The following is a 12,665-nucleotide window of genomic DNA, read 5'->3' as shown; positions in this document are numbered from 1 at the left end:
CGGTTGACACTTCATTATCCAAGGTGTAAGATTTTGAATTATCAAAGAAACACAAAAATTAATAAAGTTTATTCGTTTACTCATTGTATCAAGAGAGGTGGAGGGACTGGCCCTTTGAAACCTCGGCAACAGGTTCACTTTGAATACTGTGCCACTTCCTGCAAGCTTTATGCTTGAAAGATAGAATGAGGGACTTCGTTTATATACGGGTGCATAACTTGTACGTAAAAATCCCTCTTTCTCAATACGAAAAGAGGGATTTTTTATTTTTCATTTCCCTCATCATCATCCAAACTTAATTATTTAGGAGGAAAATCAAATGAAAAAGAAGTTTGTACCCGGTATTGCATCAGTTGTAGGAGTAAGTATTTTATTAACTGGTTGCGGTAGTTATAAAAACGAAGCAAGCGGAGCAAATGCAAAAGACGAGGCGCCTAGTAAACAGGTTTTAAACTTATCTTCACCTACTGAAATACGAACAATGGATACAGCTCGTGCTACAGATACTGATTCTGGTCAAGTAATGAGAAACGTATTTGAAGGTTTGTATAATCTTGGTGAAGGTAACAAACCTGTCCCTGGTGTTGCAAAATCTCATGAAGTAAGTGGCGATAAAACGAAATACACATTCCATTTACGAGATTCAAAATGGTCAAACGGCACTCCTGTTACAGCAAAAGACTTTGTCTTTGCTTGGCAAAGAGCTGTTGATCCAGCAACAGCCTCTGAATATGCATTTCTATTCTTTGATATTAAAAACGCAACAAAAATTAACAATAAAGAACTTCCAGCCGATCAACTTGGTGTAAAAGCAATTGATGACCATACGTTTGAGGTAGAATTAGAACGTCCTGTTCCGTACTTTATAAGCTTAACAGCGTTCCCAACATTTCTACCAATTAACGAGGAATTCTTTAAAGCACAAGGTGATAAATATGCTTTAGAAGACAATACAATTTTGTACAACGGAGCTTTTACACTAAGCGATTGGAAGCACGAGCAAAGCTTTAAATTCAAGAAAAACCCTACCTATTGGGATAAAGATACTGTCAAACTAGAAGAAATCAACTTTAACATCGTAAAAGAAAAGTCTACAGAAGTAAATTTATTCGAGTCAAAACAATTAGACCGTATCAAACTAACATCTGACTTCGTTGATAAATATAAAAAGGATGCTAACTTTAAAGAGCGTCCGAATGTAGGAGTACAGTTTTTACGTATGAATCAACAAAACAAAGTACTTCAAAACGTTTCTGCACGCCAAGCAATCGATCAAACAATTGATCGAAAATCCTTTGTAAATACGTTATTAAATGACGGCTCTACACCAACCTCTAGTCTCGTGCCGAAAAACTTTGCAAAAGGACCTGACGGAACAGATTTCCGTGCTGCAAACGGCGATTTAACAAAGGTTGATACAAAATCTGCTCAAGAATTATGGAAAAAGGCAAAACAAGAACTTGGGTCTGAAAAAATAACGTTAGAGCTATTAACAAGTGACGGTGACCTTGAAAAGAAAACTGGTGAATTCTTAAAAGGACAACTAGAAAAGAATTTAGATGGCTTAACAGTAAATATAAAGCCGCAACCACGTAAGCAACAAGTTTCACTTTTATTAAAAGGTGACTACGAAATTGGAATTGACGGCTGGAGCCCTGACTTTGCGGATCCAATTACATTCCTTGAGCTATTTACAACGAATAACCCTTACAACTTAGATCATTACTCTAATAAGGAGTTTGATGAAACAATAGCAAAAGTGAAAACAACTTTAGCCGGTGATGAAAAAGCTCGCTGGGAAGCATTACTAGCATCCGAGAAAATATTATTTAAAGACTCTGTTATCGCTCCTCTTTACCAAAAAGGCGAATCTTATTTAGAACGTTCTTATGTGAAAGGAATTGTGCAAGTAGACTTTGCAGGTCAATTAAACTTCAAATGGGCAAAAATTGAAAAATAAAACAAAGCGTTAATCCGCATCAATCGAGCTTTTATCGGTAGCCGCAATTAGCGTAATAAAAGGCCACTTTATTTGAAGTTTCCCCACCTACACCAATTATTTTTTTAGAAAAACATATGAAAAGTAGGTTCCCTAATACGAGGGAATCTACTTTTTTAATATATTATTTCAAGAAATTAACAATCTATTTTTATTATTGACATATAGTTCTTTCCAGTGTTAATATTCTAAATAATCAAAAAAACGAAATATTTAACCATCAAAATATAATGTCTTCTACGCTGAAACATATAACGATAGATTATAGTTCAGCATGTATATACATATAGAACACCTGATTACCTACATACACATACCTATAATAGGTTCTCTCTTCTTCTATAGTTACACTTCAATACATGGACATTATGACGTTACGAACAACACATTTAGGGAGGAACGAACAATGAATAAAAAAGTTGTACCTGTTGTTGCATCTGTTTTAGGGGCAAGTCTATTACTAACTGCTTGCGGAGGAAATAAAGATAACGCAAGTGGAGCGAAAGCAAATGATAAAGCACCTGATAAACAAGCAATTAACTTATCATTTGCTTCAGAAATTCCAACAATGGATGTTGCAAAAGCGACGGACGGGGAATCCATGAGCGTAATGCGAAATGTTTTTGAAGGTTTATATGCAATGGGAGAAGATAATAAACCGATTCCTGGTGTTGCTGATTCGGTTGACGTTAGTCCCGACAAAACAAAATATACATTCCACCTGCGTGATTCAAAATGGTCAAACGGTACTCCTGTTACAGCAAAGGACTTCGTCTTCGCTTGGCAACGTGCCGTAAATCCTGATACAGCAGCTGAATATGCATTCCTATTCTTCGATATACAGAATGCGAAACAAATAAACCAAAAACAATCACCAATTGATCAACTAGGGGTCAAAGCTCTTGATGATAAAACGTTAGAAGTACAGCTAGACCGTCCTGTTCCCTACTTCTTAAGCTTAACGACATTTTCAACATTCTTACCAATTAACGAAGAGTACTTAAAATCTCAAGGAGATAAATATGGTTTAGAAACAAATCATTTAATTTACAACGGTGCTTTCACATTAGATAACTGGAAACACGAGCAAAGCTTCCAATTGAAGAAAAACCCTAACTATTGGGATGCTAAAACTGTAAAATTAGAGGAAATCAACTTCAATGTCGTTAAAGATAAGTCTACAGAAGTTAACTTATATGATTCAGGACAAATTGATCGCGTTGCTTTAACTGCGGAGTTTGTTGATAAATATAAGGGCGATCCAAACTTCAAAGACCGCGCTGAAGTTGGCATTCAATTCTTACGACTCAATCAAAAAAATGAAACGTTAAAAAATCAACATGCACGCCTTGCTATTAACGGAGCAATGAATAAAAAAGCATATGTAGAAACAATTTTAAATAACGGTGCTGTTCCAGCTGAAGGAATGATTCCTGCGAAATTCGCAAAGAGTCCAGAAGGTAACGACTTCCGTAAAGAAAACGGAAACCTAGTCAAAGATGATGTGAAAACAGCGAAAGAAAACTGGAAAAAAGCGAAACAAGAACTTGGTACTGACAAAGTAACAATCGAACTATTAACAAGTGATAATGCTTTAGCTAAAAAGACTGGTGAATATTTAAAAGGTGAACTAGAAAAGAATCTAGATGGATTAACAGTGACATTAAAACCACAACCACGTAAACAACAGTTAAAACTACTATTAAGCGGTGACTATGAAATCGGTATTGATGGCTGGGGCCCTGACTTCGCGGATCCAATTACATTCTTAGATTTATTTACAACAGATAGTGCTTATAATTTCGATAAATACTCTAACAAAGAGTATGATGAGCTAATCCATAAAGTGAAAAAAGATTTAGCTGGCGATGAAAAAGCTCGCTTTGAAGCAATGAAGCAAGCTGAAAAAATCCTATTACAAGACGGCGCTGTCGCTCCTTTATACCAACAAGGTCGTTCTTACTTACAACGCTCTTTCATTAAAGGGCTTGTAACAACTGACTTCGGCGGTGAATTTAACTACAAGTGGACAGAAGTTGCAAAATAATAAGTATCAGTAAAAAAAGGTATCCAATTGAAGGATACCTTTTTGTTTTATACTTCTTTAATTATAGAACTACTTCTCTTTACCATCCCTTTTATACATATAGTAATTCTTGCTACCAATTTTATAACTAGTACAATAAGTAATAATACAATAATATTTCTCTCCCTATTAACTTCACCAAATATTATTGTATGATAACCGTTTGTTACGGGAAATAATCTCTAATCTAGTGATAACTATTTGCGGATCAATAATAGGAAGACAAACAAAACGATTATCAATTTTCTTCATAGCACTCTTTTTGCATCGAACTAAAACTCATCATAAATATAAACATAAACATCAAATATGTTCTCCATGTCAAAGAAGGTATATGTCCTGACCAAAGATAGCTAATTAAATAATTAATTCCCATAATACAAGACGATATTACTAAACTAATACTTATTAGTTTTGCATATTTGAGCATATCTTTTCTCCTTACTTTTCTATCTCTTCAAATTGCAGATTTATCGGTTCTTCTAGTAGTGTTTCATAAAAGTTTTCAGCCAAATCTGTTGAAGGAATTTTTTCATCCACTTCATCAAATCGGATACTATCTAGCCACACGCTGCCTTCTCCTGACAATAAAATACCGAATGCAATACCAAGCGCCCCTTCTTTTATATCTAATACAACCGAGTACGATTGCCAGTTATTCGTATTTTTAATTGGACGATTTTGCATATTATCCATAGCGAGCGGTTCTGTATCTTTCCCATCTACTCGCATCCACAATCCTGCCCAATCTCTTACATTCTCACTCTTAATAAACGCTGTTAAACGTAATCTTTTACCTACATATTTATCTGCTCGGAACATTTGCATTAATGTTGAAAATCCTCCATGCGTAACATTCTCTTTTGCTTTTATGTATGCAGATACTTTTCCTTGATGGGCAACTTCATAATCTAAACCCATCTCATATTCAGCAGGATGACTTCCACTTAAGATCCATCCTTTCGGTATACCTTTTTGCATTGAAACACCCTCTCTTTCTATATAAAATGACTGAAAGTACTTTCGATATTTCTTTGGTGGCAATTGAAACATTCTTTTAAAAGCTCTCGTAAATGCCTCTTGTGAGGAAAAACCATATTGCACTGCAATATCAATAACAGCTCTCTCCGTTAACACTAAGGATTGTGCAGCATGAGTTAACCTTCTCTTTCGAATATAATCCGTTACACTCATCCCAATATACTTTTGAAAAATACGATGAAAATGGTACATCGATACTGCACTGTGAGACGCCACTCTTTCTGTAGTAAGCTCCTCATGTAAATGATCCTCTATATATTCAATTGCCTGTTTTACCATCTCTTTATATTCCTCATGCATATTAGTACCCCCTCACAACTTCAATTTACCATATACATACAAATCATTTTTGATTTAAATTGCGGATTATCCCTTGCGGCTATAGGATAATAATTTATTTTCAACTCATACATAATTACATGATTTTGGGAAAAACTTGTATAGAACGAATTTACATAAGGAGGAATTTATAATGAGAATTTTACTATCAGTTTTATTAGCTCTTATGCTAGTACCTGCATTAACAGGATGTAAAGCTCCTGCAAAAGAAGACACAACTTCTAATAAAAAGACTACAGAAGAGGCAAAGAATGAAGCCCCTGCTGATTTAAAACTAGACTTTAATGAATTCGATTTAAAGGCAGACTACCAAGATACAAAGAAAGACTACGAAGCTGACTATAAAAATGTAGCAGCAGATAAGAAAATGGAAGCAAAAATTGAAGATCATAAAGCAGATGTAAAATTAACAGGAGACGAGGCTATCACAAAATTAAGCCCACTTCTACAAGAATTAAAATTTAATAAAGATACTCCTGATCAAGAAGTAATCGATCAAGTAGTAAACGTGTTCAAGCTTGATAAAGACTACCAAAAGTTCGATTTAGAAGTTGTCTTCTCTGATGGAACGAAAAAAGAATATAAAAGAGAAATAAAATAAAGAAGTAGGCGGTTGCCTACTTCTTTATTTTTACATATTTTAAATCCGGTTTAGATCCAACATAATATTGAAGACCTGATACTGACCCTTTTTGTAAATAAGAATCAGAAGGGAATATAATTGGAATTAATGGTGAATCTGTAAACATAATATCTTCTGCTTTATGCAATAAGTCAAAACGCTTATCTTCGTTTTGTTCAACTTCTGCTTCTTTTACTAAAGCGTCAAATTCCTTATTATGCCATTTTGCATAATTATTCGGACCATCACCTGCATATAAATCTAGTTTAGTAATCGGATCTAATAAAGAGCCACCCCATCCCATATAAGCTAATTGGAAATCACTTTGCTTATATGTGTCGATGTAACTCTTCCACTCTTTATTTTCTAATTTAATATCTACACCAAGATTTTTCTTAAACATTTCCTGCATTGCTTCTGCTACTTTTTTATGCTGTGTATCCGTTGTAAACTTTAATGTTACTTCAGGTAATGTAGACCATCCTTGTTCTTTCATACCTTCTTCTAACAATTTTTTCGCTTCTGCTGGATCAAATTTAACGTAATCACCTTTTTCTTTACGGAAATCACGACCACCTTGTGTTTTTGCTCCTTCTGGTACGAATGCATATGCTTCTTGTGCATTATTCTTATACAGTTTTTCAACGATAAACTTACGATCAACTGCTAGTGAAAATGCTTTACGTACTTTCGCATTTGTAAATGGCTCTTTTTCTACGTTAAACGAGTAAATATAAGATGAGAATCCCGCAACACGTTTATATTCTTTATTCCCTTTTTCTTTCTCGATCATCTCTTGTGGTAAGCTACTTAATAAATCTAATTCTTTTGATTTGTACAATTGATACGCTGTTTTAGAGTCTGGAATAATACGAAACTCAATTTCTTTTAATGTTACCTTTTTATCATAGTATTCTTTATTTTTTTGTACTGTAATTGCTTGATTATGCTTCCATTCTTTTAACGTGAATGGTCCATTTGTAATTAACTCTTTGGGATCTGTTTTTAATTTGTTGTTATCATCAATTGATTTTTTAGATAGTGGAATAAATAATGAACTCGCTAATTTTTGTTTAATAGAAGCAACTGGGTGCTCAAGTGTTACCTTTAATGTTTGAGGATCAACGACTTGAATACCAACTTGGCCTTCTTCACCTTTTCCAGTATTATATGCCTCTGCACCTTTAATAAAATACATTTCTGTCGCATTCATAGAGCCTGTTTTCGGATTTAATAATCGCTTCCATGCAAATTCAAAATCATTTGCTGTAATAGGAGAACCATCTGACCATTTAATATCTTTCTTTAAATGGATTGTATATTCAGTTCCATTCGCATTTACTTCTTCTTTTTCTGCTAACTCATTTTGATATTTCCCATCACTATCTTGCGTATATAAGCTTGAGAATAAATGTCCAATTACATAACCTGATGTGCTATCCGTTGCAATAGCGGAATCAAGTGTATATGGATCGCTACCAATATTCGTTACTAATCGATCCCCTTCTCCCTTACCAGCACTCGCCTTTTGCGCCTCTTTCTTACCGCAAGCGACAGAAGTAATTGCTAATACGGTCATAATGACAAATAATAAAAACTTCTTCATCCTACATTCTCCTTTAACCCGAAATTTTTGGTGTTGATGCTAATAATGTTTTTGTATAAGAATGTTGTGGATTACGAAATACTTCATCCGTATTTCCAAATTCAACAAGTTCTCCTTTATATAAGACAGCCACTTTTTCACATAAGTAGTGAACCATCGGCAAATCGTGCGCGATAAATAAATATGTATAACCTTGCTCCTTTTGAATCTTTTGCAGTAAATGTACAACTTGAATTTGCAATGAAACGTCTAATGCAGAAATTGGTTCATCAAGAATTAATACCTCTGGCTCACATAATAACGCCCTTGCAATAGCGATTCGTTGACGTTGCCCTCCGCTAAATTCATGTGGGTATCGATCGACATATCGTCGATCTAAGCCAACACGTTCTAGCGCATCACCTGCGACTTTATCTTTCAATCCCTTATCACCTAAACCGAATGAAATATATCCTTCTGTTACGCTATCGCGTACTTTCCAGCGCGGATTTAATGCAGCTGTTGAATCTTGAAATATGAACTGTACTCTCTGCAAGAAATCCCGCTTATGAGCTGACTTCAACTTGTGGACAACTTGACCGTTATAATCAATTTGACCAGATGTTGGACTCTCGATCCCAGCTATGAGCTTACCAAGTGTTGTTTTTCCTGAACCACTTTCTCCAATAATGCCAAGCGTTGTTCCTTTCGGGATAGAAAGTGATATATCTTTTAACGCCGCGATTTCTTTCTTCTTACTCCCATACGTTTTTGTTACTTGCTTTACCGTAATTAAATCTGTCGTCATGAGGCATTCACCTTCTCTTTTGATTTCGCTTGGTTATGCTCTAGAACATGTTGCCAACAATGTGAATTATGTTCCTCAGAATAGGATGTTCTATCAGGGAAACGATGAATACATTCTTTTATTGCTACTGGGCACCTATTTACAAATGGGCACCCAAAGCTATTTAACGTTTCAATTGATGGTGTTGTTCCCTCAATAGCCCTAAGTACCTTTTCAGAATCATCCATATTCGGAATGGCCTGCAATAAACTTTTCGTATATGGGTGCTTCGGTGAACCTATTACTTCTTGTATCGTTCCTTTTTCAACAACACGTCCCCCGTACATCACAACTACTCGATCTGCTACTTCACGTACAAGTGCCAAATCATGTGTAATTAATAAAATACTCGTATTTTGTTTTTCTTTTCTCTCTTTTAATAACCCCATAATTTGTTTTTGAATCGTTACATCTAATGCAGTTGTAGGCTCATCTGCAATAACGAGCTTTGGGTGACACGCAAATGCAATTGCTAAACAAATACGTTGTCTCATACCTCCGCTTAATTGATGCGGGTACTGTTCAAAACGTTTCTCCGCTTCATGTATCCCTAAATCATTTAATAAGTTAATTGCAATTTCTTTTGCCTCTTTCTTTGACTTCTTTTCGTGTTGTAAAATCACTTCTGTGATTTGTCTGCCTACCTTCATCGTCGGATTTAAAGAGGACAGAGGGTCTTGAAAAATAAACGAAATATCTTTCCCTCGAATTTGATTCCACTCTGATTCTTGTAAATTCGTTAATCCTTGAGATTGGAAAGAGATACTTCCATCGTCGATATGAATAGCTTCTTGATTTAGTCCAATAATAGATTGTGCTGTAACGCTTTTTCCTGAACCACTCTCTCCTACAAGTGCAACAATTTCACCTTCGTTAATAGAAAAGGAAACATGCTTCACAATTGCTTGCTTACTATTCTTTTTTTCAACGGCCAACGTTACGTTTTCTAAAGATAAAAGCTGTCCCATGTTTTTTCTCCTTTCGATTCCTTTTTACGATTTTTGGATCAATTGCATCTTGCAAACCATCACCAATTGCATTAAATGCGAACATGATTAGTGCAATCATGATTGCTGGGAAGAATAATTGCCACCACTCTCCGCTTAATAATGTCCCGAGTGCATCGTTCGTCATCGTTCCCCAGCTAGCCGCTGGTGATTGTACTCCGAGTCCGATAAAACTTAAAAATGATTCTGAGAAAATAGCTGCCGGAATTGTAAATGACAAATTTACGATAATAATCCCTGTTAAGTTTGGAATTAAATGTCCATATATAATTTTCATATGAGACGTACCTAACCGCTCTGCTGCGATAACAAATTCTCTTTGTTTTAAAGACAGTACTTGTGCTCGAATAAGACGAGCCATTCCAATCCATCCTGTTAATGCAAGGGCAATGATAATAGTAAAAAGACCTGGTTTCATAACAATTAATAGCAAAATGACAATTAATAGATATGGGATACCATATAATACTTCAATCCCTCGTATAATCCACTCATCAATTAACGTTCCAAGACGATTACGCCCTCTTACATATCCGCTAAAACCTCCGATTAGTACACCAAGCCCTATGTCTAGCGCTGCCGCTACCAATCCAACTGTTAGCGAGATTTTCCCACCAGCCCAAGTACGCGCCCATATGTCTCTTCCTAAATCATCGGTTCCAAACCAATGCTCGCTACTAGGAGGTAAATTAGTTGCTTCTTTCACTTGTTCACTCGCAGTAAATGATGTTAAACTTTCGCCAATTAGTGAGAAAATAATAATGAGTAATAACGTCACTGCTCCTAAAACCGCTATAGGGTTTGATATAAACTTGCGAAACACTTCCTTCTTTCGGCTAATCGTTTGCTGCTCTTTATTTATCGTTAATTCTTTTTTCTCTTCATTCGTTAATAACTGGTTATTGATTTCATAAGCTCCCATTTAAATGTCCCCCCTCCTTATATAATAGAACGAATACGCGGATCAACAATACGATGAATAATATCTGTAATGAAAATACAAGAAATTAATAATGCACTATAGAAAATCGTTGTTCCCATAATGACTGGATAATCTCGGTTAAAAATGCTATCTACAAAATACTTTCCTAGGCCAGGAATGGAAAATATTTTTTCAATAACGAAAGTCCCTGTTAACAGTCCAGCCATTAAAGGTCCAACAAATGTAAGTACTGGCACAATCGCATTTCGAAGAGCATGTCTTATAATGATTTTCTTAATTGGGATACCTTTCGCTCTCGCTAGCTTAATATAATCACTCTGCAAAACTTCAATCATATTAGAGCGAACAAACCTTGTAATTACTGCGATTGGCCCTAACGCTAATGCGAAGGATGGTAATACCGTATGTTCGAATGTGCCCCAAGACGCTACTGGTAACAGTTCAAATTGAATTGCAAATACTTGTATAAATAGTGGCGCTAAAATAAAACTTGGAATAGAAATACCGAGAATCGCAAGTAAGCTCACACTATAATCAATTACTTTCCCATGATAGAGAGCTGCAAATGTACCTGCTGCAATTCCGACTAATAATGAAATGATAAGTGCTTGTAAACCAATAATCGCTGATGGACCAAATCCTGTCGTTATAATTTCTGATACGCCTTGTCCCGTCGATTGAACCGATTCACCAAAGTCAAAATGAACTACACCATCTAAATAAGCGACATATTGATTCCATAACGGTTCATCGAGGTGATACTTCGCCCTCATATTTTGTATTACTTCCTCTGGGAAGATTTTCGCATCTGATGAAAATGGATCCCCAGGAATGATATGCATAATCAAAAATGTTACTGTCGTAATGACCCATAGCGTGAACACCATAACCGATAGTTTTTTAATAACATACACTTCAATAACCCCCTAAACAAATGAATTTACTTTGTTTTATTGACATATTTATTCTCCTTACTTTTCCGCTTCTTAAAATACAAAAAGCCTTGATCTTAAAAAATAAGATCAAGGCTTAATAAACGAAGGCCCATCACTTATCTTTCAAGACTTGCTTGCTGGAATTAGCACGGTGTTCCTGTTACAGAACCCGCTGCTGAGGTGTCATAGGGCCAGTCCCTCTACCTCTCTGGATAAGTAAATTGCTATATTATTATTTGGTTCAAATTGTATATTTCGAATTATAATTCTGAAAAAATGAAAAGTCAATCAAATTGGATATATTTAGAAAAATCAGTTTTTTAATTCTTTTATCGGAATTACCATTAACAATCGTTCTACTTGTCATCCTCGGCTTCTACAAACTTTTTATACTCCATTCGATACTATTACCTGGCAAACCATTTCTGAATTTCACGAAGAACAGAAGGTATTAGTATCCGAGGATGAAGACGGAGATGGTAAGAAGAAAAAATAACCTTGCACGTACGCAAGGTTATTTTTTCGTTTCTGCTTGAAAACGTTTATAGTATGTTGATGCTGTTGCAAAGTTAATTTCTATATCACGAATCAATGATGAGTCTTCTTCTTTAGCTAACTTCTGCAATTTTTTCATCGCTTGTTCCGATTCATCCAAGAAACCAGCATATACCTCATGCTCTTGCTCTTTCGACTTTGGAACACGAATTTCTTTACGTATATGATCAATATCTTCTAACATGCTAGTCGTTACCTTTTGCACATCTTCTTTATATGTAGCATTCGTTATTTCCTTACCGCCCTTTTCTTTTGCCACTTCAAATAACTGCAGTGCTTTATTAATTTCTTTATTCATTTTTATATCGTATTTTTCATGTACTGCAAGATATGCTTTCATCTCTTCTGTTTGTTCAGTAGATTGCTCTACCTTTTCTTTCGGTTCTTTCGTATCTTTATTTCCATTACACCCTGCTAGAAGGAGCATACTTCCCATTACAGCAATACCCAAAACCTTCTTCATCTCTTCTTCTCCTTTTATCTACAGCTATTACTCATTATAGTTTCTTTTATCTCCACTTGTTATTATACCGATAACACTCTACTTTTTACACTTAAGACGATATCTTAATATACACACCAACATTTTTGTCACAGTATCGTCACTTTATGCAAATAACTTTTGCATCACCTTACAAAACTGTATAAGTTATTTCAAAGAAATGAAAAAAGAGCTAATTCAAAAATATTTGAATTAGCTCTTTTT

11 protein-coding genes, 1 pseudogene and 2 riboswitches are annotated in these 12,665 nt (G+C 35.2%); of the genes and pseudogenes, 4 read left to right on the top strand and 8 right to left on the bottom strand.

The features are described 5' to 3' along the window. Positions 1–82 precede the first annotated feature (82 nt). A riboswitch (SAM riboswitch) is annotated at positions 83–187 on the top strand. Positions 188–319: 132 nt separating this feature from the next. Further along, a complete protein-coding gene (locus PDL00_RS29950; RefSeq protein ID WP_097819856.1) occupies positions 320–1,960 on the top strand; it encodes a peptide ABC transporter substrate-binding protein in 1,641 nt (546 codons plus the stop codon). 445 nt (positions 1,961–2,405) lie between these two features. Then, positions 2,406–4,046 (top strand): peptide ABC transporter substrate-binding protein, encoded by a 1,641-nt coding sequence (locus tag PDL00_RS29945; protein ID WP_242255682.1) that lies wholly within the window; start codon positions 2,406–2,408, stop codon positions 4,044–4,046. Between the two features lie 277 nt (positions 4,047–4,323). On the opposite strand, the gene PDL00_RS29940 is transcribed toward PDL00_RS29945, so the two are convergent. Continuing rightward, the gene (locus PDL00_RS29940; RefSeq protein WP_242255680.1) at positions 4,324–4,515 is read right to left on the bottom strand and encodes a hypothetical protein; all 192 of its coding nucleotides are present in this window, start codon (positions 4,513–4,515) and stop codon (positions 4,324–4,326) included. 11 nt (positions 4,516–4,526) lie between these two features. Next, the gene (locus PDL00_RS29935) at positions 4,527–5,426 is read right to left on the bottom strand and encodes a helix-turn-helix transcriptional regulator (RefSeq protein WP_242255678.1); all 900 of its coding nucleotides are present in this window, start codon (positions 5,424–5,426) and stop codon (positions 4,527–4,529) included. 172 nt (positions 5,427–5,598) lie between these two features. On the opposite strand from PDL00_RS29935, the gene PDL00_RS29930 reads away from it, so the two are divergent. Next, complete coding sequence (locus tag PDL00_RS29930) at positions 5,599–6,066, top strand: YusW family protein (RefSeq protein ID WP_061677911.1); 468 nt, start codon at positions 5,599–5,601, stop codon at positions 6,064–6,066. A gap of 16 nt (positions 6,067–6,082) precedes the next feature. On the opposite strand, the gene PDL00_RS29925 is transcribed toward PDL00_RS29930, so the two are convergent. Genes PDL00_RS29925 through PDL00_RS29905 form a run of 5 tightly spaced genes read right to left on the bottom strand, consistent with a single transcriptional unit; the run spans position 6,083 to position 11,383 of the window. After that, positions 6,083–7,693, bottom strand: coding sequence for a peptide ABC transporter substrate-binding protein (locus PDL00_RS29925; RefSeq protein ID WP_242255676.1), 1,611 nt, complete (start codon positions 7,691–7,693; stop codon positions 6,083–6,085). Between the two features lie 13 nt (positions 7,694–7,706). Beyond that, complete coding sequence (locus PDL00_RS29920) at positions 7,707–8,480, bottom strand: ABC transporter ATP-binding protein (RefSeq protein WP_242255674.1); 774 nt, start codon at positions 8,478–8,480, stop codon at positions 7,707–7,709. Continuing rightward, positions 8,477–9,487, bottom strand: a complete 1,011-nt coding sequence (locus PDL00_RS29915) for an ABC transporter ATP-binding protein (protein ID WP_242255672.1) — start codon at positions 9,485–9,487, stop codon at positions 8,477–8,479. The genes PDL00_RS29920 and PDL00_RS29915 overlap by 4 nt, the downstream gene beginning before the upstream one ends. After that, on the bottom strand, positions 9,444–10,448 hold the full coding sequence (locus tag PDL00_RS29910; RefSeq protein ID WP_242255670.1) for an ABC transporter permease: 1,005 nt from the start codon (positions 10,446–10,448) through the stop codon (positions 9,444–9,446). Before PDL00_RS29910 ends, PDL00_RS29915 begins: the two co-directional genes overlap by 44 nt. A gap of 17 nt (positions 10,449–10,465) precedes the next feature. Next, entirely contained in the window at positions 10,466–11,383 is a 918-nt protein-coding gene (locus PDL00_RS29905; RefSeq protein ID WP_270733255.1) for an ABC transporter permease, read from the bottom strand. A 134-nt stretch (positions 11,384–11,517) separates the two neighbouring features. Continuing rightward, positions 11,518–11,623: riboswitch (SAM riboswitch) on the bottom strand. Positions 11,624–11,715: 92 nt separating this feature from the next. Between PDL00_RS29905 and PDL00_RS29900 the strand changes: the two are divergent. Further along, a pseudogene (locus tag PDL00_RS29900) lies at positions 11,716–11,900 on the top strand (DUF3951 domain-containing protein). A gap of 18 nt (positions 11,901–11,918) precedes the next feature. Here the strand turns inward: PDL00_RS29900 and PDL00_RS29895 are convergent. Continuing rightward, positions 11,919–12,422, bottom strand: coding sequence for a hypothetical protein (locus PDL00_RS29895; protein WP_242255666.1), 504 nt, complete (start codon positions 12,420–12,422; stop codon positions 11,919–11,921). Between the last annotated feature and the right edge of the window lie 243 nt (positions 12,423–12,665).

Origin of the sequence: Bacillus cereus group sp. TH152-1LC (genome assembly GCF_027710505.1) — a bacterium.
GTDB lineage: Bacteria > Bacillota > Bacilli > Bacillales > Bacillaceae_G > Bacillus_A > Bacillus_A mobilis.
This window is presented reverse-complemented; position numbering and strand designations above follow the sequence as displayed.